General features: G+C 72.8%; 20 protein-coding genes and 2 pseudogenes. 8 read left to right on the forward strand and 14 right to left on the reverse strand.

The genetic code is table 11. The features are described from left to right. Nucleotides 1-51: 51 nt before the first annotated feature. The 3 genes from IEZ05_RS35385 to IEZ05_RS35395 all read right to left on the reverse strand — a co-directional run bounded on the left by IEZ05_RS35385 (nucleotide 52) and on the right by IEZ05_RS35395 (nucleotide 3,649). Nucleotides 52-2,322: an ABC transporter permease gene (locus IEZ05_RS35385; protein ID WP_189234433.1), complete on the reverse strand. Its 2,271-nt coding sequence runs from the start codon at nucleotides 2,320-2,322 to the stop codon at nucleotides 52-54. Nucleotides 2,323-2,387: 65 nt separating this feature from the next. Continuing rightward, a complete protein-coding gene (locus tag IEZ05_RS35390) occupies nucleotides 2,388-3,137 on the reverse strand; it encodes an ABC transporter ATP-binding protein (RefSeq protein ID WP_189234434.1) in 750 nt (249 codons plus the stop codon). Further along, nucleotides 3,134-3,649 (reverse strand): PadR family transcriptional regulator, encoded by a 516-nt coding sequence (locus IEZ05_RS35395; protein ID WP_189234435.1) that lies wholly within the window; start codon nucleotides 3,647-3,649, stop codon nucleotides 3,134-3,136. Before IEZ05_RS35395 ends, IEZ05_RS35390 begins: the two co-directional genes overlap by 4 nt. Before the next feature lie 169 nt (nucleotides 3,650-3,818). Here IEZ05_RS35395 and IEZ05_RS35400 point away from each other — a divergent pair, with 169 nt between their 5' ends. From IEZ05_RS35400 to IEZ05_RS35425, 6 genes are all read left to right on the forward strand, one after another. After that, nucleotides 3,819-5,084 (forward strand): ABC transporter substrate-binding protein, encoded by a 1,266-nt coding sequence (locus tag IEZ05_RS35400; RefSeq protein WP_189234436.1) that lies wholly within the window; start codon nucleotides 3,819-3,821, stop codon nucleotides 5,082-5,084. A 170-nt stretch (nucleotides 5,085-5,254) separates the two neighbouring features. Further along, the gene (locus IEZ05_RS35405; protein ID WP_189234437.1) at nucleotides 5,255-6,904 is read left to right on the forward strand and encodes a glycoside hydrolase family 13 protein; all 1,650 of its coding nucleotides are present in this window, start codon (nucleotides 5,255-5,257) and stop codon (nucleotides 6,902-6,904) included. A 41-nt stretch (nucleotides 6,905-6,945) separates the two neighbouring features. After that, nucleotides 6,946-8,274: an ABC transporter substrate-binding protein gene (locus IEZ05_RS35410; protein WP_189234438.1), complete on the forward strand. Its 1,329-nt coding sequence runs from the start codon at nucleotides 6,946-6,948 to the stop codon at nucleotides 8,272-8,274. 6 nt (nucleotides 8,275-8,280) lie between these two features. Next, nucleotides 8,281-9,645 (forward strand): ABC transporter permease, encoded by a 1,365-nt coding sequence (locus IEZ05_RS35415; protein WP_189234439.1) that lies wholly within the window; start codon nucleotides 8,281-8,283, stop codon nucleotides 9,643-9,645. Next, a complete protein-coding gene (locus IEZ05_RS35420; protein ID WP_189234440.1) occupies nucleotides 9,642-10,481 on the forward strand; it encodes a carbohydrate ABC transporter permease in 840 nt (279 codons plus the stop codon). Before IEZ05_RS35415 ends, IEZ05_RS35420 begins: the two co-directional genes overlap by 4 nt. Nucleotides 10,482-10,688: 207 nt before the next feature. Continuing rightward, nucleotides 10,689-12,059, forward strand: a complete 1,371-nt coding sequence (locus IEZ05_RS35425; RefSeq protein ID WP_229870002.1) for a sensor histidine kinase — start codon at nucleotides 10,689-10,691, stop codon at nucleotides 12,057-12,059. Nucleotide 12,060: 1 nt separating this feature from the next. Here IEZ05_RS35425 and IEZ05_RS35430 read toward each other — a convergent pair whose 3' ends face one another. Then, on the reverse strand, nucleotides 12,061-12,465 hold the full coding sequence (locus IEZ05_RS35430) for an SsgA family sporulation/cell division regulator (RefSeq protein ID WP_189234442.1): 405 nt from the start codon (nucleotides 12,463-12,465) through the stop codon (nucleotides 12,061-12,063). 44 nt (nucleotides 12,466-12,509) lie between these two features. Continuing rightward, nucleotides 12,510-13,091: a hypothetical protein gene (locus IEZ05_RS35435; RefSeq protein WP_229870003.1), complete on the reverse strand. Its 582-nt coding sequence runs from the start codon at nucleotides 13,089-13,091 to the stop codon at nucleotides 12,510-12,512. A gap of 220 nt (nucleotides 13,092-13,311) precedes the next feature. Here IEZ05_RS35435 and IEZ05_RS35440 point away from each other — a divergent pair, with 220 nt between their 5' ends. Continuing rightward, nucleotides 13,312-13,971, forward strand: coding sequence for a response regulator transcription factor (locus IEZ05_RS35440; protein ID WP_189234443.1), 660 nt, complete (start codon nucleotides 13,312-13,314; stop codon nucleotides 13,969-13,971). A 41-nt stretch (nucleotides 13,972-14,012) separates the two neighbouring features. Here the strand turns inward: IEZ05_RS35440 and IEZ05_RS35445 are convergent, their stop codons facing one another. From IEZ05_RS35445 to IEZ05_RS35485, 9 genes and pseudogenes are all read right to left on the reverse strand, one after another. Then, nucleotides 14,013-14,378 (reverse strand): response regulator, encoded by a 366-nt coding sequence (locus tag IEZ05_RS35445; protein ID WP_189234444.1) that lies wholly within the window; start codon nucleotides 14,376-14,378, stop codon nucleotides 14,013-14,015. A 47-nt stretch (nucleotides 14,379-14,425) separates the two neighbouring features. Continuing rightward, nucleotides 14,426-15,166 carry a hypothetical protein gene (locus IEZ05_RS35450; protein WP_189234445.1) on the reverse strand — a complete coding sequence of 247 codons (741 nt, stop codon included), beginning with the start codon at nucleotides 15,164-15,166 and terminating at the stop codon, nucleotides 14,426-14,428. Between the two features lie 466 nt (nucleotides 15,167-15,632). Continuing rightward, nucleotides 15,633-16,274, reverse strand: coding sequence for a GTP-binding protein (locus IEZ05_RS35455; protein ID WP_373298914.1), 642 nt, complete (start codon nucleotides 16,272-16,274; stop codon nucleotides 15,633-15,635). Between the two features lie 58 nt (nucleotides 16,275-16,332). After that, nucleotides 16,333-16,701, reverse strand: coding sequence for a DUF742 domain-containing protein (locus IEZ05_RS35460; protein ID WP_189234446.1), 369 nt, complete (start codon nucleotides 16,699-16,701; stop codon nucleotides 16,333-16,335). Continuing rightward, nucleotides 16,698-16,859, reverse strand: a pseudogene (locus tag IEZ05_RS35465) (roadblock/LC7 domain-containing protein); the annotation flags it as partial. The gene IEZ05_RS35460 and the pseudogene IEZ05_RS35465, both read right to left, overlap by 4 nt. Beyond that, a complete protein-coding gene (locus tag IEZ05_RS35470) occupies nucleotides 16,826-17,338 on the reverse strand; it encodes a hypothetical protein (RefSeq protein WP_189234452.1) in 513 nt (170 codons plus the stop codon). The gene IEZ05_RS35470 and the pseudogene IEZ05_RS35465, both read right to left, overlap by 34 nt. Nucleotides 17,339-17,491: 153 nt before the next feature. Further along, the gene (locus IEZ05_RS35475; RefSeq protein ID WP_189234447.1) at nucleotides 17,492-17,962 is read right to left on the reverse strand and encodes a MaoC family dehydratase; all 471 of its coding nucleotides are present in this window, start codon (nucleotides 17,960-17,962) and stop codon (nucleotides 17,492-17,494) included. Next, complete coding sequence (locus IEZ05_RS35480; RefSeq protein ID WP_189234448.1) at nucleotides 17,959-18,927, reverse strand: hypothetical protein; 969 nt, start codon at nucleotides 18,925-18,927, stop codon at nucleotides 17,959-17,961. The genes IEZ05_RS35475 and IEZ05_RS35480 overlap by 4 nt, the downstream gene beginning before the upstream one ends. Before the next feature lie 45 nt (nucleotides 18,928-18,972). Beyond that, the gene (locus IEZ05_RS35485) at nucleotides 18,973-20,715 is read right to left on the reverse strand and encodes a pyruvate dehydrogenase (protein ID WP_189234449.1); all 1,743 of its coding nucleotides are present in this window, start codon (nucleotides 20,713-20,715) and stop codon (nucleotides 18,973-18,975) included. Nucleotides 20,716-21,017: 302 nt separating this feature from the next. Here IEZ05_RS35485 and IEZ05_RS35490 point away from each other — a divergent pair. Then, nucleotides 21,018-21,132, forward strand: a pseudogene (locus tag IEZ05_RS35490) (alpha/beta hydrolase); the annotation flags it as partial.

The raw sequence follows: 21,132 nt of genomic DNA on the forward strand, positions 1-21,132 counted from the left end.
CAATCAGAAGCCGTGCACTGTCGAACAAAACCTGCGCTGTGCGACACGCACTCAGCGCACCGGATCGGCTCGATGGCGACGCACCATACGGGCGGCGGTGAGTGTGGCGAGGACGGCGGCTCCGGTCACCGCGGTCACCGCGAACGCGGCGAGCAGTCCGGCCGCGGGGAGGTGGGCGATGCCGGCGCCGACGCCTGTGGAGCGTCCCTGGGCGTCGATCAGCCGGCGGGCGAGCGGCGGTCCCGCCGCGAGGGCGATGCCGACGGCGGTCAGGCACACGCACAGCACGGAGACGGCGCTCGTGGCGATGACCTGACGGGGCGACAGGCCGAGCGCCTGGAGGGCGAGGACGTCCTGGCGGCCCTCGCGGACCCCGGCGCCGATGGTCGTGAGGAGTTCGACCAACCCGATGAAGGCGAGGACGGCGATCAGTCCGGCGATGGCCTGCCGCAGCGGGGAAAGGCCGTCGGCGGGGTTGGCGACGGTGTGCACGTCGAGGCGGCCGGGGGCGAGGTCGCCGAGGTGGGCGGCGACCTCGGCGGCGTCGGCGCCCGGGGCGAGCCGCAGGTCGTAGCGGGTGGGGTGGGGTGCGGTGTCGTCGACGCGGAGGTTGTCCAGGGCGGTGGAGACGACCCGGCCGGAGTTCTCCGGTTCGATGGCGCGGCCGACGATGTGCAGGATCTGCGGGCGGGCGCCGACGGTCATCCGCACCCAGTCGCCGACGCGGACCTGGAGCAGGTCGAGGAAGCCCTGTCCGGCGACCGCCTCGTGGGGTCCGCGCGGCGGGCGTCCCTCGGCGAGGGCGTACGGGTAGGGGGCCTGGCGGGTGCCGGTGCCGCGCAGGGCGATGGTGGCGGTCTGACCGGGCACCAGGGCGCTGACCTCGACGCCGGGGTAGACGGCGGTGACGCGCGGGTCGCGCGCGAGCAGGGCCCGGACCTCGGTGTCGTCGAGGCCGTCGCCCTGTAGGCGGAGGGCGGTGGCGCGGCCGGCCTGTTCGGGGTGGTCGTGGAGGCGGTCGAGGGTGGTCCAGGCGCTCATCGCGACGACGATCAGCAGCAGAGGCAGGGCGAGCCGGGCGAGGGTGGCCAGGGAGCGGGCGGGGCGGGCGGCCACGCGGTGGGCTCCGAGGAACAGAGCGGGCGGCAGTCCCCGGCCGAGCGCGGTGCCGATCAGCGGGAAGAGGGCGGCCCCGGGACGGGCGGTCTGCTGGGTGGCGGGTACGGCGGGGGCGCGGCCGGCCCGCCAAGCGGCGCGGGCGGTGGCCACGCCGATGAACAGCACGGCGCCCGCGACGACGGCGAGCAGTCCGGCCGCGTACGAGGGCAACCCCTGCCAGATGGCGACGGACTCACCGAGGCGGCCGGGCAGCCGGGTGCCCAGCCCGGCGACGAGCAGGGCCGCGCCGGCGCCGCCCAGCACGGCGTGGGCGAGGTGTTGGAGGACGAAGACGCCGACGACCTGCCCGGGCGTGAAGCCGATCGCCTTGAGCACGGCGATGTCGCGCAGGTGGCCGCGGACGCGGGTGCCGATCGCGCCGTGCACGGCGAAGCAGGCGGCGACCAGCGCGGCGAGTCCGAACAGCCCCAGCACCTGGCCGGAGAGCCGGTCGTCGCCCTGGGCGCGGGAGCGGGCCTGCTGCCAGGTGGTGACCTCGTCCACCGCGCCGGCCCCGAGGACGGTGACCGCCCGCTGGACGGCGTAGTCGGTGGCGTCAGGATCGGTCAGCCGCAGGCCGGTGACCTGGCCGTCGGGGGCGCGCAGCGCGCCGGGCAGGGCCCAGACCAGGCCGGGGCGCTCGCCGGGGGCGTAACGGGGTTCGGCGCTCTCGGCGACGCCGGCGACGGTGAGGGTGCGGACGGTGCCGGGCAGGGTGAGGGTGTCGCCGGGGCCGGCGAGGAGGGCACGGGCGAGGCCGGTCTCCAGGACCACGTCGTCGGGCCGGCCGGCGTCCGGCCAGCGGCCGGCGGTGAGCAGGGGGCGGCCCACCGTGGGCGGAGCGGGGGTGCCGCGCAGTTCGGCGGAGGCGCGGACGCCGTGGCCGGCGAGGGTCACCGACTCCGTGGGGTAGGGGCCGGCGACGGCGTCGATGCCGTCGAGGGCGGCCAGTCTGCGGGTGTCGGCCGCGGCGCCGGTGTGCAGCGTGACGTGGGCGCCGTGGGACCGGGTGAAGGCCCGCTGCCACGGGTTGGTGGCGTACGCGAACAGGGCGGTGGCCAGCAGCAGGGAGGCGACGATGCCCGCCGTGGCGAGGACGTGGAGCAGTGCCTGGAGCCGGTGCCGCTGAAAGTCGGCCCTCGCCCAGCGCAGGATGGCCCGCATTCCGGTCACCGTCCTCTCTCGCCCGTGCCGTCCAGCCGGACGGCGTCCCGATGGTCCATTGCGCGTCAGTCCCTCAGCTCGAGTACGCCGGAGGCGCCGGGGGCGCGCAGCGGGCGGGCGCCGAGGGCGGCGTCGTCGGCGATCCGTCCGTCGAAGAAGCTGATGACGCGGTCCGCGGCGCTGGCGAGCCGGGCGTCGTGGGTGACGAGGACGATGGTCTGGCCGCGGGCGTGGAAGCGGGTCAGCAGCCGGGTGACCTCGCGGGTGCCACGGCTGTCGAGGCTGCCGGCGGGTTCGTCGGCGAGGAGCAGATCGGGCTGGTTGACCAGGGCGCGGGCGAGGGCGACGCGCTGTTGTTCGCCGCCGGACAGCTCGCCCGGCATGTTGCGTTCCTTGCCGTCCAGGCCGAGCTCGGTGAGGAGTTCGGCGCGGCGGGCGCGGGCCCGGCGGGCCGGGGCGCCGGCGAGCAGGGCGGGGAGTTCGACGTTGTCGGCGACGCTGAGGTCGGAGACGAGGTTGAAGAACTGGAAGACGAGGCCGATGCGGGTGCGGCGCTCCACCGCCCAGCGGGCCTCGTCGTACGACTCGGTGCACTCGCCGTCGAGGGTTATGCGGCCGGCGTCGGGCCGCTGAAGCCCGGCGAGCAGGTGCAGCAGTGTCGACTTGCCCGCGCCGGAGGGTCCGGTGACGGCGACGAACTCGCCGCGCCGCACGGTGAGGTCGACCCCGCGGACGGCGTGCGCGGGTGCGCCCTGCCCGTGGTGGGTTTTGACCAGGCCCTCGGCGTGCAGGAGGGGAACGGGGTCCTCGCTCACTGGGGTCTCTCCAATTCCTCCTGGCACCGCTCCAGCCAGTCGAGGTCGGCCTGCAGGTGCAGCATGGCGCCCTCGATCAGGAGCTGGGAGATGCGGTTGTCGCGGTCCTCGGCGGCGGCGAGTTTCGACAGCGAGCGCATGGTGTTCAGGTACTGCCGCCGCTGCTTGTTGATCAGGGCGATCTGGTCGGCGAGTCCGGTGCGCGGGGCGAGGGCCAGTTTCATGAAGAACTCGTCCCGGACCCGGGGTTCCTCCGAGGTCTCCTCGTACCAGGCCCGCACCGCCTCGCGGCCCGCGTCGGTGAGGTGGTACGTCTTCTTGTTGGGCCGGCCGGACTGCTCGACTTCCTCGCCGTCGATGAGCCCGGACTTCTCCAGGCGACCGAGGGTGACGTAGACCTGGCCGATGTTCGGCTGAGGGTATGCCGAGCCCAGCAGTTGTTCAAGATCCTGCTTCAGCTCGTAGCCGTGGGCAGGGCCCTGGGCCAGCAGGGCCAGGAGAGGCAGCCGCACTTGCGCTCCCCACCTCGTCTCCGTGTCGGGTCCGGTGAGCCGGGCGACCGCGGGCGGGTGCGCCGGTGTGCCGCCGGGCCGTGGCCCCTAGTATCGCGCATGCCTAACAGGTATACATGCAGGTGCCGCCGTGGCGAAGGGGCCCGGTGCTGTCGAGCGGGAGGGGCGCATGAAGTGGACGCGCGCCGCCGGCAGGGGTCTGCTCGTCCTGGCGGTGCTCCTGTCCGGGTATGCCGGCGCCGGCGCGCGGGCGGGCGAGGCCGGCTCGGACCGGGGTCCGCTGACCCTGGCGACCGCCGGTGACCTGACCGGATACCTGGGTCCGCTGCTGGCGGACTGGAACCGCAGCCACCCCCGGGAGAGGGTGACCCTGGTCGAGCTGCCGGACTCCGCCGACGAGACCCGCGCGCAGATGGAGACCGACCTGCGGGGCGCGGGCGGCGGCCGGTTCGACGTGCTCAACATCGACGTGGACTGGACCTCGCAGTTCGCCGCCGCCGGGTGGATCCGGCCGCTGTCGCGGGTGCGGTTCCCACTGGACGGCTTCCTGCGGCCGGTCATCGGGACCGCCACGTACCGGGACCGGCTGTACGCGGTGCCGTACGTCACCAACGCGGGCCTGCTGCTGTACCGCAAGGACGTCCTGGACCGCTCGGGGCTGCCCGCGCCGCGCACCTGGGCGGAGCTGGAGCGGGCCGCGGAGACCGTCGCACCGGAGTACGGACTCGACGGTTACGCGGGGCAGTTGCTGCCGTACGAGGGGCTGACGGTGAACACCGTCGAGGCGGTGTACTCGGCGGGCGGCACGATCCTCGCCGACGACGGCGGGCGGGTCACCGTGGACTCCCCGGCCGCCCGGGAGGGCATCGGGTTCCTCGCCCGGGGGGTGCGCGAGGGCTGGATCCCGCGCGAGGCCCTGTCGTACACGGAGGAGGAGTCCAAGCGCGCCTTCGAGGAGGGGCGGCTGCTCTTCCTGCGCAACTGGCCCTACGCGTACGTCGCCGCCGAGTCCCCGGGTTCCGCGGTCGCCGGCGACGTGGGCGTCGTGCGGTTGCCGGGTCCGGGCGGGCCGGGCACCAGTGTGCTCGGCGGCTCCAACCTGGCCGTGGCCGCGCACGCCCGGCACCCCGACTCGGCGCAGCGGCTGATCGCGTACCTGACGAGCGAGCCGGTGCAGCGCCAGGTGCTCACCCGGGGGGCGCTGCCTCCGGTGCGCGCCGCGTTGTACGAGGACCCGGAGCTGGTGCGGCGGTTCCCGTACCTGCCGGTGCTGCGGGACGCCGTCATGTCGGCCGCCCCGCGCCCCAAGAGCCCGCGCTACGACCAGGTCAGCCTGGTCGTGCAGGCGGTCACGCAGGACGCGCTGACCGGGCGGCTCTCCCCGGAGGCGGCGGTGCGGCGACTGCGCGCGGAACTGACCGCGCTCACGTCCTAGTTACACGTTAGGCATAGGCCCTCAGGCCCGCCACGCCCTTCTTGTGTCGTTTTCTCCGTATTTGCTCACCGTCTTCGAGGGCAGCCTTCTCGTCAAGTCATTGACACACTCTCGTCATCGCTACCTAACATGCATGCATAACAACTCCGCCTCACAGACAGGCCACTGGGGTGATTTCTCAGACACAAGACCCGCGTCACTGGTGGCGCGACGCGGTGATCTACCAGGTGTACGTCCGCAGCTTCCTCGACAGCACGGGCGACGGCATCGGCGACCTGGCCGGCGTCCGGGCCGGACTGCCGTACCTCAAGAAGCTCGGGGTCGACGGCATCTGGCTGAGCCCGTTCTACCCCTCGCCGCAGCACGACCACGGCTACGACGTCGCCGACTACCGCGATGTCGACCCGGTCTTCGGCGACCTCGCCGAGTTCGACCTGCTGGCCTCGGCCGCCCGGCGGTTCGGAATCCGGGTACTGCTGGACATCGTCCCGAACCACTGCTCCAGCGCACACCCGTGGTTCCAGGAGGCGCTCGCCTCGCCTCCGGGCAGCGCCGCCCGCGCCCGGTTCCACTTCGCCGACGGCCGGGGCCCCGACGGCTCCGAACCGCCGAACAACTGGCACGCCATGTTCGGCGGCCCGGCCTGGAGCCGGGTCACCGAGGCCGACGGCCGACCCGGCCAGTGGTACCTGCACATGTTCACGCCCGAGCAGCCCGACTGGAACTGGCGCAACCCCGAGGTCCCCGCCCACTTCGACGAGGTGCTGCGCTTCTGGCTGGACCGGGGCGTCGACGGCTTCCGCATCGACGTCGCCGCCGGGCTGTTCAAGCACCCCGAACTGCCGGACTCCCCCGACCCGGAGGCCGACGCGCGTACCCGTGACTCGGTCAACCCGCTCGCCTGGAACCAGCCCGAGGTGCACGGCGTGTGGCGGCACTGGCGCGCGGTCTGCGAGGAGTACACCGCCCGCGACGGCCGGGAGCGCCTGCTGGTCGGGGAGGTGTCGGTGCCCACCGCCCGCGAACACGCCCGGTACGTCCGCCCCGACGAGCTGCACCAGGCGTTCTTCTTCGACCTGCTGAGCGCCCCCTGGGACGTGGACGCCTTCCGCAAGGTGATCTCCGAGGCGATGCAGGACATCGCCGGCACCGGGTCCACCGTCACCTGGGTCCTCAACAACCATGACCAGGTCCGCACCGTCACCCGCTACGGCGAACCCGCCCCCGAGGGCAGCGGGCTGGGCGCCGCCCGGGCCCGCGCGGCGGCGCTGCTGATGCTGGCGCTGCCCGGCGCCGCGTACATCTACCAGGGCGAGGAGCTGGGCCTGCCGGAGGTCGTCGACCTGCCCGACGACGTGCTCACCGACCCGATCTTCCGCCGCACCGGCAGCCGGGCACGGATCCGGGACGGCTGCCGGGTGCCGCTGCCCTGGTCGGGGCAGGCGTCACCGTTCGGTTTCACCCCCGACACGGCCGGCGTCAAGCCGTGGCTGCCGCAGCCCGAGTGGTTCGCCGAGCACGCCACCGACCGGGCGCTCGCCGACACCCGCTCGTTCTGGCACCTGTACCGCGACGGTCTGCAACTGCGCGCGGGACTGCCCCAGTTGGGCGACGGGACGCTGCGCTGGCTGGACACCCCGCCGGGCATCCTCGCCTTCGCCCGCGGCGACGGCCTGGTCTGCGCCGTCAACTTCGGCACCGCCCCCGCGCCCGCCCCGGTCCCCGGGGCGCCGCTGCTGACCAGCGGCCCCTGCCCGCCCGGCGTGCTCGCCGGCTCGACCGCCGCCTGGTGGATCACCGACGGCGCCTCCCTCGACTGACGCACCACCTCCGACCATCCCCTATGGAAAGGCCATCGACGATGATGCGACGCTCCACCCTCCTCATGGGCTGTACCTCCCTCGTCCTCGCGCTCGCCGCGACCGCCTGCGGCGGCAGCGGCGAACCGGTCGCCGCGGGCGGCGGCGACAAGAGCCTGGACGGCCAGACGGTCACCGTCGCCGGCGTCTGGTCCGGCAGCGAGCAGGAGAACTTCCAGAAGGTGCTGGACGCCTTCACCGAGAAGACCGGTGCCAAGACCGAGTTCGTCTCCACCGGCGACAACGTCTCCACGGTCGTCGGCAGCAAGATCGAGGGCGGCGACGCCCCCGACGTGGTGTTGGTCCCCCAGGTCGGGGTGTTGCAGCAGTTCGCGAAGGCCGACTGGCTCCAGCCGCTCGGCGCCGGGGTGACGAAGAACGTCGACGCCGGGTTCGCGAACGTGTGGAAGGAGTACGGCAGCGTCGACGGCACGCTGTACGGCCTGTACTTCAAGGTCGCGCACAAGTCGACGGTCTGGTACGACCCCGAGACCCTCGCGCAGGCCGGCGTGGAGGCGCCCACCACCTGGGACGAAATGCTGGAGGCCGGGCACACCGTCTCCGACTCCGGGCTCACCGCATTCGCGGTCGCCGGGCAGGACGGCTGGACCCTCACCGACTGGTTCGAGAACATCTACCTCTCGCAGGCCGGGCCCGAGAAGTACGACGCGCTCGCCGCGCACGAGCTGCAGTGGACCGACGCGAGCGTGGTGAAGGCGCTCACCACCCTCGGCACACTGTTCAAGGACAAGCAGCTCATCGCCGGCGGGCAGAAGGGCGCCCTGAACACCGACTTCCCCGGCTCGGTGGAGAAGGTGTTCGGGCCCGAGCCCGAGGCCGGCATGGTCTACGAGGGCGACTTCGTCGCCGGCGTCGCCAGGGACCAGTACGACCGGACCGTCGGCAAGGACGCGGACGTCTTCCCCTTCCCGTCCGTGGACGGCGGCCCGGCACCGGTGATCAGCGGTGGTGACGCGGCGGTCGTCCTGAAGGACGGCAAGCACCGCGACGCGGGCATGGCGCTGGTGGAGTACCTGGCCACCCCGGAGGCGGCCGAGGTGTGGGCCGGCGAGGGCGGGTTCCTCTCCCCCAACAAGCAGGTGGACCTTCAGGCGTACGCCGACGAGGTCACCCGGGCCACCGCGAAGTCGCTGGTGGACGCGGGCGACACCGTCCGCTTCGACATGTCCGACCAGGCCCCGGCGGCCTTCGGCGGCACCAAGGGAACCGGCGAGTGGAAGCTCCTCCAGGACTTCCTGCGCGACCCGTCCGACCCGAAGGCCACCGCCGCCGCGCTGGAGCAGGCCGCCGCCAAGGCCTACAAGGACTGACGGGTCATGACCGACACCCTCGTCAAGGACGCGCCGACCCCGGCCTCGCCGCGGACCGGGCCCCTCCCCCGCGAACGGTCCCGGCGCCGGACCCGGGGCATCGCCGTGCTCTTCGTGCTGCCGGCGCTGCTCCTACTGGGCGCACTCGTCGTCTACCCCGTGCTGTTCTCCGTCGGCCGGAGCTTCTTCGACGCCTCCGGCAACCGGTTCGTGGGCATCGACAACTACACCGAGATGGTGCGGGAACCGGCGACCCTGAAGGCCATCCGCAACACGGTCGTCTGGATCGTGGTCGCCCCGGTGCTGCTCACCGGCCTCGGGCTCATCCTGGCGGTGCTGGTGGAGAAGGTCCGCTGGGCCACCGCCTTCAAGACGTTGCTGTTCCTGCCCATGGCGGTCTCCTTCCTCGCCGCCGGAATCATCTTCCGGCTCGCCTACGACGAGGACCCCGACAAGGGCGTCCTCAACGCGGCGGCCGTCGCCGTGCACGACGCCTTCGCGGGCACCTCCCCCTACCCGACCGCCCGGGCCCGCGACGGCCAGGGCCTCACCCACGCCGACGACGGCTCGTACCGCACCGCGAAGACCGTCTCCCCCGGCGACACGGTGACCCTCCCCTTCGTGGGCGTCCTGCCCAAGGACCTGCCCGGCGACGCGGAACCGGCCGGCGAGGCCGCCACCCGCACCGCCGGACCCGGCGAGCTGCGTGGCGTCGCCTACCTGGACTTCGTGCCCGGTGGCAAGGGCGCACCCGGGAAGGTCGACGGCAAGGAGAGCGGCCTGCCCGGCATGACCGTGGAGGCGGTGAGGGACGGCCGGACGGCCGCTACCACCTCCACCGCCGCGGACGGCTCCTTCGCCTTCACCGGCCTCGATCCGGGCACGTACACCGTGACGGTGCCCGCCGCCAACTTCACGCAGCCCTACGACGGGGTGTCCTGGCTCGGGCCGGCCCTCGTCACCCCGGCCATCATCGGGGCGTACCTGTGGATCTGGACCGGCTTCGCGATGGTGCTGATCGGCGCGGGCCTCGCCACGCTGCCGCGGGACGCTCTGGAGGCGGCGCGGATGGACGGCGCGAACGAGTGGCAGATCTTCCGCCGGATCACCGTCCCGCTGCTCGCGCCTGTGCTCACCGTGGTGTTCGTGACCCTCGTCATCAACGTGATGAAAGTCTTCGACCTCGTCTACATCATCGCGCCGGGCCCGGTGCAGGAGGACGCCACCGTGCTCGCGACGCAGATGTGGCTGGTGTCCTTCGGCGGCGGCAACGACCAGGGGCTGGGCAGCGCGCTGGGCGTCCTGCTGTTGCTGCTGGTGGTCCCGGCCATGGTGTTCAACGTCCGCCGTTTCCGAAGGAGCCAGCGATGACCGCCGTACGCCGCCTGATGGGCAAGGGGCTCGTGCAGGGCTTCCTCGTCCTGGTGGGCCTGGTCTGGCTGACCCCGCTGGCCGGTCTGTTCCTGTCGTCGCTGCGCTCCTCCCAGGACAGCGCGAAGGGCGGCTGGTGGACGGCTATCTCCAGTCCCGGGCAGCTCTCCTTCGACAACTACTCGGCGCTGCTGGAGAACTCCGGCATGACCCAGGCACTGTGGAACACGGTGCTGATCTCGGTGCCGACCACGGTGCTGGTCGTCGTCGTCGCGGCGCTCGCCGGGTACGCCTTCGCGTGGCTGGAGTTCCCGGGCCGCGACGCGGTCTTCCTGGTCGTGGTGGCGCTGCTGGTGGTGCCGGTGCAGATCGGTCTGCTACCGGTCGCCAAGCTCTTCGGCCGGCTCGGCCTGTTCGGCACCATCCCCGGCGTGATCCTGTTCCACGTCGCCTACGGGCTGCCGTTCGCGGTGTTCCTGCTGCGGAACTACTTCGCCGAGCTGCCCAAGGAGATGCTGGAGGCGGCTCGGATGGACGGCGGCGGCGAGTGGCGGATCTTCGCCCAGCTCGTGCTGCCGGTGGGCAAGCCGGCCATCGCCTCGCTGGCCATCTTCCAGTTCCTGTGGGTGTGGAACGACATGCTGGTGGCGCTGCTGTTCGCCAACAGCTCATCGCAGCCGCTGACGGTGGCGCTGCAGTCGCAGATCCGCCAGTTCGGCAGCAACATCGACGTCCTGGCGCCCGGCGCGTTCCTGTCGCTGGTGGTGCCGCTGGTGGTCTTCTTCGCCTTCCAGCGGCACTTCGTGCAGGGCGTGATGGCGGGGTCGGTGAAGTAGCGGACGCGTTACGGACGGTGCCCGCGCGGTCGGCTCCTGGTCGGACAAGGACGAGGAGTTGACCGTGCGGGCACAGTCCGTCGCCGTGCCTTCTGTCGGCCACCGGGTCCCGGCACACTCGTGGGGACCCACTTTTTGATCACCGACAGGCGGAACATGGACGACGCGGGGCAGGACCGGAGAGACCGAAGACCGGGGCTCACCAGCGTGACGGTCGCCGCGAGCAGCCTGCTGGCTCTGCTGATCGGGGGCGGCTTCGCCCTGCTGCTGTGGGCGATCACCGACGCGGACGACTCCATCTCGGCACGCCGCGCCTCCCGCAGCGCCCTGGTGCAGGCCGGCGCCATGGAGCTGCTCCTCGTCGACCTGGAGACGGGCCAGCGCGGCTACCTCATCACCCGGCGCGAGGAGTTCCTCCAGCCGTGGACCCGGGCCCGCGCGGAACTGCCCGGGCAGACCCGGCGGTTCATGGAGAACACCACATCCCGGGAACAGCGGCGGGCCGCCGAGCGGATCGCGGACGGGGTGCGGTCCTTCCTCGACGACTACTCGGTGCCGCTGGTGGACGCGGTCCGGCGGGGCGAGCCGGCCACCGTGGACCTCGCGCGCACGGCCGAGGGCAAGGAGCGAGTCGACACGCTGCGGGCCCTGTTCGACCAGTACACCGATAACGAGCGGGCGCAGTTGGCGCGGCGTACGGACGCTGCCGGGGCCAACAGCCACCAGGCGGTGCTGGCCGCCGCCCTTGGCCTCGCCGTGTCGATCGCGCTGGTGACGGGCTTCACGGTGCTCCAGCACCGGGCGGTGGTGCGGCCCGTGCGGGAGGCGGCGGCCGCGGCGCGGGAGCTGGCCGGCGGTGACCTGAGCGTGCGGATCACGCCCAGCAGGGTGGCGGAGATCGGCACGCTGGGCACGTCCTTCAACAACATGGCCGCCTCCCTCCAGGACAGCCGTCGGCGGATCATGGAGAGCACGCAGGCCGTGCACCGGCGCACCGCGCGGGACCTGCACGACGGCGCCCAGCAGCGGCTGGTGAGCCTGATGATCGGGCTGCGGCTCGTGCGGGAGCTGACGCCCGCGACCGAGACCGCGACGCTCGACCTGCTGGACCAGTCGATCGACAACGCCCAGACCGCCATCGACGAGCTGCGGGAGCTGGCCTCGGGGATCTACCCGTTGGTGCTGACGGTGAAGGGCCTGGTCCCGGCGGTCCGGGAACTGGCGTCGCGGTGCCCGGTGGCCACGGTCGTCGAGGCGGTGGACGAGCGCCGGATCTCCTCGACGGTCGAGTCGAACGCGTACTTCGTGGTCGCGGAGGCCGTGACCAACGCGGTCAAGCACGCCCAGGCCTCCCGGATCGACGTCCGGATCGAGTTCGGCGAGGTGCTGCGGATCCAGGTCGCCGACGACGGTGTCGGCGGCGTGGGCCGGGCCAGCGCGGGCAGCGGGATGACCGGGCTCGCCGACCGGGTGGCGGCCTTGGACGGGAAGCTGGCCATCGACTCCCCGCCCGGCGGCGGCACCACCCTGCTCATCCGAATCCCCCTGCCGCGCTCCCCCGCGCCCGAGGCGCCGTGAGTCACTCGGCCGGCTCCAGCAGCAGGTCCCAGTCGGTGCCGTCCAGTTCGGAGCCCGCAGGCACCAGCGCGTAAGTGTCGGCCAGCCAATCGGCGACCGGGGCGACGGGCAGCTCGAACAGCGCGGTGCGGGCGTCGCCGACCCGCAGGCAGAGGACGGACGGTCCCTCCTCGTCGCCGGGCGCCGGCCAGAGCGTCACCTCGCCGCCGCCGGACGCGCAGGTCATGCCCTCGGCCAGCAGGTCCCGGCCGAAGACCCACCGCACGGGGCGTTCGCCGTCGGTGTCGAGGACCAGGGTGACGGCAAGCGGGTCGTCCGTCCGGTAGGAGAGCCGGCAGTTCAGGGTCACAGCCAGGGCGGGCGTCGCACGGTAGGTGATCTCCAGCGAGAGGTGACTGGTGTGCACGGTCGTCTCCTTGGGGTGCGGTGGGTGGCCCGGATGCGGGCCGGTCAGTCGATGACGCGGCAGGCGCGGGGGGTGCGGCGTAGGGCGGTGGCGGCCTCGGCGGTGCCCACGGCGATCAGGACGAGGCCGCCGACGTCGGCGAGCTGCTCCGGGGACGCGTAGGGGAACGCGGTCATCAGCAGCCCCGCCGACACGATCACCGCGGTCAGCAGGTCGTCGCGGGCGAGGAAGCCGCTCACCGCCGGCGAGGTACCCGAGACGGCCAGGGTGAGCCCGCGCAGCAGCCAGCCGCAGCCCGTCCACAGGCCGAGCAGGAACACGGTGTCGGCCGGGCCGTGCAGCACGAGGAGCCCCAGCACGCAGGCGGCGAGCCCGCCGCAGGAGAGCAGCGCGCGGACCGTGCGCGGCGCCCGGGAACCGCGTACCGCGAGGAGTTGGAGCACGCCCTGCGCGGTCAGGTGGACGCCGAGCAGCGCGCCGGCGGCGGCGACCGTCCGGACGTGCGCGAGGAGCAGGGTGGCCCCCGTGAAGGCCGAGACGGAGGCGCCGGCCAGCAGGACCGCCCGGGCAGGGGACCGTCCCAGCCCCTGGCCGGTCGCCTCGCCGAGTGCCTGTGGCAGCGCCATGTCCCGTTCCCGTCCGACCCTCCGGGCCCGCCGCGCCGGTCGGCGCGCCGGGGACCCGGTCACGGCACTCAGTCTCGGTCGCGGCGGCACGCCAGGTCTGTCGTGCGTCCCCTCGCTTCTTCTGGGGGCTTCCCCAGGCGCATGTAGGGTCCACCCCACATGCGCCCCGCGCGGGCCGGCGACGACGGGGCCCCGATCGGACCGACGATAGGATGGCCGGATGAGCCAACCCCTGCGGGCGGTGCTGGGCGAGGACCAGCCGATCGTGCGTGAAGGCATCGCGATCATCCTTCGCAAGGCCGGCATCGAGGTGGTCGCGGCCGTCGACAACGCGGTGGACCTGGTGCGGGCCGCCGAGGAGCACCGCCCCGACGTAGTGATCACCGACATCCGGATGCCGCCCCGGCTGGAGGCGGACGGGCTGGCTGCTGTGCGGGAGATCCGCGCCGCGCGTCCGGAGACCGCCGTCGTCGTCCTGTCCCAGTTCCTCGACGCCTCCTACGCCCTGGACCTGGTCGGGGACGATCCGAGCGGGGTGGGCTACCTGCTGAAGGAGAAGGTGGCCAGCCCGCAGATCGTCATCGACGCCGTCGAGCGGGTGGTGGCCCGGGACTCCGCGCTCGACCCGGACGTCATCGCGGCGCTGCTGGGCCGCAAGCGTCCCGAGGACCCGCTGGCCGCGCTGACGCCGAAGGAGCATCAGGTGCTGGCGCTGATGGCCGAGGGGCACTCCAACACGGGCATCGCCGAGCAGCTCTTCGTGAGCGTCGCGGCCGTGGAGCGTCATGTGACCGGCATCTTCGCCAAGCTGGGACTGCACCAGGCCGCGTCGGGCGGGCACCGGCGGGTGCTGGCGGTGCTGCGCTACCTGGGACAGTAGCGGGGCGCCGCAGCGTGCGGGGGGCCGTGACGGTGGGGGTGTCAGTCGGCGCTGGGGGCGAACAGGCCTCGCAGGTCGGCGTCAAAGAGGTGGTCCTTGGCGACGAAGCACTCGACGCCCGCTCTGTCCAATTCCTCCCGGGACCAGACCTGCGCGTCCGTGGAGGTCAGCACGACCCGGGGCCGTTCCTCGCCGGCGGTCAGGCGGCGGGCCACGGTGAAGCCGTCCAGGTCGGGCAGGTGCAGGTCGAGCAGCAGGCCGTGCGGGCGGTGGGCGCGGACGGCGGCGAGGGCGGAGAAGCCGTCCCCGGACTCCGCCACGACCGTCAGCCCCCGCGACGTCAGCAGCGTGGTGGCGATGCGGCGGAACCCCGGGTCGTCGTCGACGACGACGATATTGATGGACATGTTCCCAGCATGCACACCGCTGCCGCCGCCGGGCCATAGGGGCAACCCTACGGTTTACCGGCCCGCGCCCGGGGGGTCTGAGCTGGTGCTTCGAGCATCCGGTCGAGTGCAGCGGCCGCGTCCTCGTCCCGTGCGGCGACACCGGGCGGGGCGGCGTCCGGGTGCGCGTACACGGCCGGTTCATCGGGGCGCAGTTCCCGTACCAGTGCGACAGGGCGGTCTCCCGAGGTCACCCTCAGCACCCGAAAGCGCGTGCCGGGCAGAAAGAGCAGCCGGTGCGGGGAGCGCGGGTCGAGGGGGGCGGTGTGACGTCCCGTCAGCGAGTGGACGAGGACGCCGCCGTCCGGTCCGAGGCCGGCGGCCGTCGACACGGCCCACAGGCCCTCTTCGGTGAAGGACCGATTCTCCCGGTACCGGTCGAGCGCCTCGTCCGGTGCGGCGGCGGCCCCCTGGTACGGGAGCAGCCGCCTCAGTCCCGAGGTCACGCAGCGGGCGAGGGCGCGCCGGTCGGGTGTGCCGTCGTCGCGAGGATCCCGCTGCGCTCCTGGTTCCCACCGCGCCAAACAGAGCCGTACGGCGGCCAGGTCGGCGGCCGCGCACAGCCGCTCGTACGGCAGGTCAGCGTCGAGTCCCCGCACCCCCGGCAGACCGTTTCGCACGAGATCCGCGACAGCCCGGCGATAGGGCTCGCCGGCGGTGTGCCACAGGCGTTGGCGGTCGCGGGCCATTGCCCGGGAGCCGGGTCCGGACTGGATGGCCAGGTGGGGTGCGTGCCGGGTTCCGCTCATCGCCCTGATGCCTTCGCGCTCGGAGGGGAAGGTGCACAGCCGCGGCGGGGCGCCGCCGGTGTCAGGCACACCGTAGGCGGGGGGCCGGGCCGGGACGGCCGTACGGAGTGAAGACCGCCCGAAGGGGCAGCGGCGGCTCACGGTCGGGCAAGCGGGACGGTCAGCGGCCGGCGTGGGCCCGCCCCGGGGTTTCGCGCGCGCCGGGGTCTTCTCGTCGCCGCCGGGCAGCACCGGGCCGAACATGACGATGAAGTGCATCGTCCGGATGCCGCGGTCCAGGCAGGCCCGGCCCGTGCCGGCCGGGCGACTCGGCGGCCCGAGGCGTGGCGCCCGGTGCGGCCCACCCAGCGCAACCCCGGGGCCGAGCCGAGGCAGGTCATCAGGTAGGCGGCGACGGGGATGGCGAGTCGTAGCGGAACCCGTCGATGGCGCCTTGCCTGTGCGTGTCTCTCTGCCGGTCGGCCGCTCAGCGCGGTGAGGCGGCGGACAGGGGAAGAGGTCCGCCGGCCGCCTCCTCGACGGCGAGGGCGTGGGTGACGGCGGCGATCAACGCCTGCTTCACGGACGGGCGGTGGCGGGCGTCGCAGGACACCAGGGGGACGCCCGGGGCGAGGTCCAGGGCGGCGCGGACGGTCTCCGCGGGGTACACACGCGCGCCCTCGAACTCGTTGACCGCGACCACGAACGGCAGACCGTGCCGCTCGAAGTAGTCGATCGCCGCGAAGGAGACGTCCAGGCGGCGGGTATCGGCGAGGACCACCGCGCACAGGGCTCCCGCCGCCAGCTCGTCCCACATGAACCAGAACCGGTCCTGTCCGGGGGTGCCGAACAGGAAGACGCTCAGCCTCTCGTGCAGGGTGATCCGGCCGAAGTCCATGGCGACCGTGGTGTGGGACTTGCGGTGCAGGTCCGTGGTGTCGTCGATGCCGATGCTGGACCTCGTGAGGTTCTCCTCGGTGTGGAAGGAGGCGATCTCACTGATGGCGGAGACCAGGGTGGTCTTTCCGGTGCCGAACCCGCCGGCCACCAGGATCTTGACCCCGCGCGGTAGGTCGTCGTCGTGCTCACGCGGCGCGCCCTGCGCCCCTCGTGCTCGTCTCAGTGCCACTGTCTTCCCGTCCGCGACGCGTGCGTGCTTCCGTCGGTGTCGCCGTCCGGCCCCGTGTTCACAGGGCGTGCAGGCCGGCGAGTACTTCCCTGATCAGGTCGGTGCTGGGCCGGCCGCTCGGCCAGTCCTCGCCGCCGACCCGGATGACCCCCATGTCCAGCAGGTCGCCGAGCAGCACCCGGACCACCCCCAGCGGGAGGCCCACGTGCGCCACCAGCTCGCCCACGGAGACGGGCCGGCGGCACAGGTCCACCAGCTGCTGGTGCTCGGGCATGACGTCCTGGTACGTGCGGAGGGTGACGACCAGGCTCACCACGAAGGCGGCCAGGTCGAACACGTTGTGCCGCACGTGGGTGCGCCCGCGCACCATGGCGTACGGCCGCACCAGGGAGACGCTGCCGTCCCCCGTCCATTCGCCGCCGGTCACCGCGGCAGGCGCTCGGCGGGCTCTCGCGCGTCGCCGCGGTCCTCGACGGCCAGGTACTGGCCGACCCGGGTGACCAGCCGGGCCATCTCGTACGCCACCACGCCGATGTCGGCGCCCTCGGGCGTCAGCACGGCGAGGCCGCCGGGGTCGGCGGCGGCGCGGAGAGGCGCTGGATGGAGCGGGCGGCCGGTGTCATGCGGTCGAAGAGTGCGCCGGTCGCGGGGGGCGCGGAGGGCTGGAACTGCGGGGCGAGGCTCGCCTGCCGGACGCGCCGGGGCAGCCCGTCGGTGAGGTCGGGCTCCGCGGGCGGGTGCCCGGCGGGCGCCTGGTCGGACAGGACGGCCGTGGCGGTGACGGAGGGCCGGGCGTGGGGCGGGGCGCCGGGCAGTGCGCCGCGCGTCGCGCCGTTCTGCGGGCCGGGGACCGGCTGGGCGGGGTGGCGGACGGGGTGGTTCGGGCCGGACTCCTCGGCCCGCTGGGGTGCGGACTCGCGGCCGGTCTCCGGCCACAGCTCCTCCAGCAGCTTGTGCGGCAGGAGGACGACCGCGGTGACCCCGCCGTACGGCGAGTGCCGCAGCTCCACGGTGACGTCGTGGCGCCGGGCCAGCCGGCCTGCCGCGGAGAGTGCACTCGCCATGTGCGGCAGGTGAACTTTTCATGACCCGACCGCGACACGTCGAGGTTTCTGCTTGACATCACAGCGAAACATGTTCGACCAGGCAGAAGCATTGGCCGAAGGGGCACACCTCGCCGTCGAGGCGTGCCCCTTCACGCATGGGCGCGGAACCGGTCAGGCGCGTCGCAGCAGGTACTTGTGCTGCCCGGACAGGACGAGTTCCCCACACTGGTTGTGCACGGTGGCGGCGGTGGTGACGACGCCGTCCTCGCCGCGCGGTTCCAGGGCCGTGATCGTCAGGGCCGGATAGAGGGTGTCCCCGGCGTGCACCTCGCCCAGGAAGGCGCAGGACAGTTCGAGGAAGCTGACGAACACTTCGCCGATGTGGTGCGGGAAGAGGGTGGCGCCCGGGGCGGTGAAGGCGAGCACCTGCAGGCCGTGCACCACGGGGGCGGTGTGGCCGTGCCGGCGGGCGAACTCGGTGTCGTAGTGGATGGGGTGGTTGTCGGCGGAGACCGTCTGGAAGGCGGCGGCGTGGGCGTCGGTGAGGGTGCGGCTGGGCGCGCGGAAGACCTCGCCGACGCGGAGGTCTTCAAAGGTGCGGGCCGGCACGATCGCGAAGTCCGCGGGGTCGAAGTCGCTCATCGTCCGGTCTCCCCGAAACGGACCGCCAGGAGGTTGGGGTCCTCGTTGGTGAAGTACGCGCCGCTGGCGATGTAGGCGGTGTGGCCGCGGACGGCGAGCGAGGTCGGGTTCTGCAGGCCGTCGGCGCCGGTGAGGACCACCTGGTGGCTGCCGTCGGGCCGGACGCGGGCGATCTCGTTGTCCGCGTTGACGGCGGCCAGCAGGGTGTCCCCCTGCCCGGTGAACGCGAAGTCGTCGATGTCGGTGAGACCGGTGGCCCGGGTGCGGACCGGGCCGGCGGCGCCCCGCCGGGTGACCGGGATGCTCAGGACGGTGCCCTGGTCGAGGTTGCTGACCCACACCGCGCCGTCGTGCAGCTTGACGCCGTTGGCGCCGAGGAATCCGGTCGCGTCCAGGGCGGGGGTGTCGGCCCACCGGACGGCCGTTCCGCCGGTCACCGGCATCCGCCAGACCGCGCCGAGGACGGAGTCGGCCGCGTACAGCACGCCCGCGCGCTCGTCCAGGGCCAGTCCGTTGGGCAGGCCCTGAGCGGGAAGGGCGACGATGCGCTGCGGGACGCCGCCGGGGCGCAGCCGCCACAGACCGGTGAGGTCGGCGCTGCCGGTGGCGTACAGGAAGTACAGGGTGCCGTCGTGGGCCCGGACGATGCCGCCGAGGAACGGCGAGGACAGGGCCGGGGTGACCGCGCCGGCCGGGGGCTCGGGCAGGGTGGCGAGGACGCGCACCGTGCCGTCAGAGGCAATCCGGGCGACCTGACGGCTGTAGGCGAAGGTGACGACGGCGCCGCCGCCGGGCTCCAGGGCGATGTTCTCCGGGCGCTGCCCCGCGTCGATGTCGAGGTGGGCGACGAAGCGGGCGGTGGTCCCCGGATCGGCTGCCGCCGACGGCGCGGTGACGGCCAGGACGGCCGTCAGGGCCGTGGCGAGCAGCGCGACACGGCTGGTGCGTGGGGTGATTCTGGACATGGTCGTTCTTTCTCCGGACGTTCGGGGGGCGGATGGTTCCGGTGGTCAAGGGCGCGGGATGTTGCGCAGATTGGCGCGGGCCAGGTGGATCATGCGGCCGACGCCGCCGGTGAGGACGCTGCGGCCGGCGGAGAGGGCGAAGCCGCTGATCTGGCCGACGGTGGGCTTCGGTGGGACGGCGAGGGCGGCGGGGTCGGTGACGACGTCGACCAGGGCCGGGCCGTCGTGGGCGAACGCCTCCCGCAGGGCGCCGCGCAGGCCGGCCGGCGCCTCGACGCGGATGCCGCGGGCGCCCGCCGCGGTGGCGATGTCCGCGTAGTTGGTGTGCGGGTAGGAGGTGCCGTGCGGGGGCAGGCCGTCGACCATCATCTCCAGGTCGACCATGCCGAGCGAGGAGTTGTTGAAGACCACGACCTTGACCGGCAGGCCGTACTGCACGGCGGTGAGGAAGTCGCCCATCAGCATGGAGAAGCCGCCGTCACCGGAGAGGGACACCACCTGCCGTCCCCGGTCGAGGAACTGCGCGCCGATCGCCTGCGGCAGGGCGTTGGCCATCGAGCCGTGCACGAAAGAGCCGAGGATGCGGCGCCGGCCGTTGGGGGTCAGGTAACGCGCCGCCCAGACACAGCACATGCCGGTGTCCACGGTGAACACGGCGTCGTCGGCGGCCTCCTCGTCCAGGATCGAGGCCGCATACTCGGGGTGGATGGGAGTCATCGTCTCGACGTTGCGGGTGTAGGCGTTGACCGCCTTCTCCAGCGCGTGGACGTGACGGTCGAGCATCCGGTCGAGGAACTGGCGGGACTCCTTCTCCCGCACCATGGGGGTCAGACACCTCAGTGTCTCGCGCACGTCACCCCAGACGGCGAGCTCAAGGGGCGTACGCCTGCCCAGCCGTTCGGGCTGGGTGTCGACCTGCACCGTTTTCACGCCGCGTGGCAGGAAGTTCTCGTACGGGAAGTCGGTGCCGAGAAGGATCAGCAGATCCGTCTCGTGCATCGCCTCATAGGCGGCGCCGTAACCGAGCAGACCCGACATGCCGACGTCGAACGGGTTGTCGTACTGGATGTGCTCCTTCCCGCGCAGGGCGTGGCCCACCGGCGACTTGACCTTCTCGGCGAACGCCATGACCTCGGCGTGCGCGCCGGCCACGCCCCGGCCGCAGAAGAGGGTCACCTTGTCAGCGGCGTCCACCAGGTCCCGCAGCCGAGCCAATTCCTGGTCTGCCGGGCGGATGGCGGGCAGGTCGAGCGGCATCGCCAGTTCGGCGCCGCCGATCGGGGCGTCCTGGTCGGCCACGTCACCGGAGAGCGCCACCACCGACACCCCGCGCCGTCCCACTGCGTGCTGGATGGCGGTCTGAGCCACGCGCGGCATCTGGCGGGGCGAGGAGATCAACTCGGAGTAGTGGCTGCACTCCGCGAACAGCCGGTCCGGGTGGGTTTCCTGGAAGTACCCGGTGCCGATCTCACCACTGGGTATCTGCGCCGCCAGCGCGATCACCGGGGCCATCGACCGGTGCGCGTCGTACAGGCCGTTGATCAGATGCAGGTTGCCCGGTCCGCAGGAACCGGCGCAGGCCGCCAGTTTCCCGGTGAGCTGGGCTTCCGCACCGGCGGCGAATGCGGCCACCTCCTCGTGGCGTACCTGGATCCACTCGATCCCGGAATGCCGCCGTACGGCGTCGACCACGGGGTTGAGGCTGTCCCCCACCACTCCGTACATGCGCTCCACACCGGCGCCGGCCAGTAGGTCGACGTACTGCTCCGCAATGCTCCGCTTGGCCACGGCACTCCTCAACTCGGTGGGCCAGAGGACGGCCAGGCTAGGTAGACGGCGGGACGTCAAGTTGCCCGTGCGTGCACCGTCCCCGGACTTCGAGCGCACGAGGGCGCCGAGGCCGCCCAAAGGGCCGGGGCGGCCTTCCGGCTCCGGCGCGCAGAGACCACCAGCAGGGCGCGCAGAGCAAAGTCTCGGCTTCCGGTCCGTCCTAGTTTTTCCCTCAGGTCCCAGGCATCACGTTGTTCGGCAGCAGCGCCTTGGCACCTCGTACCCGGCACCTCGTACTGAGCAAGAGAATCGAGTCGATCATGTCCCGTTCCCCGCAGCCGACCGTCGTCCTGGTCCACGGCGCCTTCGCCGACGCCTCCAGCTACGCCAGCGTCATCCCCGGCCTGCTCAAGCGCGGCCTCAAGGTCGTCGCCC

The organism is Streptomyces flaveolus, assembly GCF_014648815.1.
In the GTDB taxonomy this organism is placed as follows: domain Bacteria; phylum Actinomycetota; class Actinomycetes; order Streptomycetales; family Streptomycetaceae; genus Streptomyces; species Streptomyces flaveolus.

Bases quoted from the DNA above. Each gene is read 5' to 3' on its own strand.
- IEZ05_RS35385 (WP_189234433.1), bottom strand. From the start codon at position 2,322: ATGCGGGCCATCCTGCGCTGGGCGAGGGCCGACTTTCAGCGGCACCGG.
- IEZ05_RS35400 (WP_189234436.1), top strand. From the start codon at position 3,819: ATGAAGTGGACGCGCGCCGCCGGCAGGGGTCTGCTCGTCCTGGCGGTG.
- IEZ05_RS35410 (WP_189234438.1), top strand. From the start codon at position 6,946: ATGATGCGACGCTCCACCCTCCTCATGGGCTGTACCTCCCTCGTCCTC.
- IEZ05_RS35415 (WP_189234439.1), top strand. From the start codon at position 8,281: ATGACCGACACCCTCGTCAAGGACGCGCCGACCCCGGCCTCGCCGCGG.
- IEZ05_RS35420 (WP_189234440.1), top strand. From the start codon at position 9,642: ATGACCGCCGTACGCCGCCTGATGGGCAAGGGGCTCGTGCAGGGCTTC.
- IEZ05_RS35435 (WP_229870003.1), bottom strand. From the start codon at position 13,091: ATGGCGCTGCCACAGGCACTCGGCGAGGCGACCGGCCAGGGGCTGGGA.
- IEZ05_RS35440 (WP_189234443.1), top strand. From the start codon at position 13,312: ATGAGCCAACCCCTGCGGGCGGTGCTGGGCGAGGACCAGCCGATCGTG.
- IEZ05_RS35445 (WP_189234444.1), bottom strand. From the start codon at position 14,378: ATGTCCATCAATATCGTCGTCGTCGACGACGACCCGGGGTTCCGCCGC.
- IEZ05_RS35450 (WP_189234445.1), bottom strand. From the start codon at position 15,166: ATGAGCGGAACCCGGCACGCACCCCACCTGGCCATCCAGTCCGGACCC.
- IEZ05_RS35470 (WP_189234452.1), bottom strand. From the start codon at position 17,338: ATGGCGAGTGCACTCTCCGCGGCAGGCCGGCTGGCCCGGCGCCACGAC.
- IEZ05_RS35475 (WP_189234447.1), bottom strand. From the start codon at position 17,962: ATGAGCGACTTCGACCCCGCGGACTTCGCGATCGTGCCGGCCCGCACC.
- IEZ05_RS35480 (WP_189234448.1), bottom strand. From the start codon at position 18,927: ATGTCCAGAATCACCCCACGCACCAGCCGTGTCGCGCTGCTCGCCACG.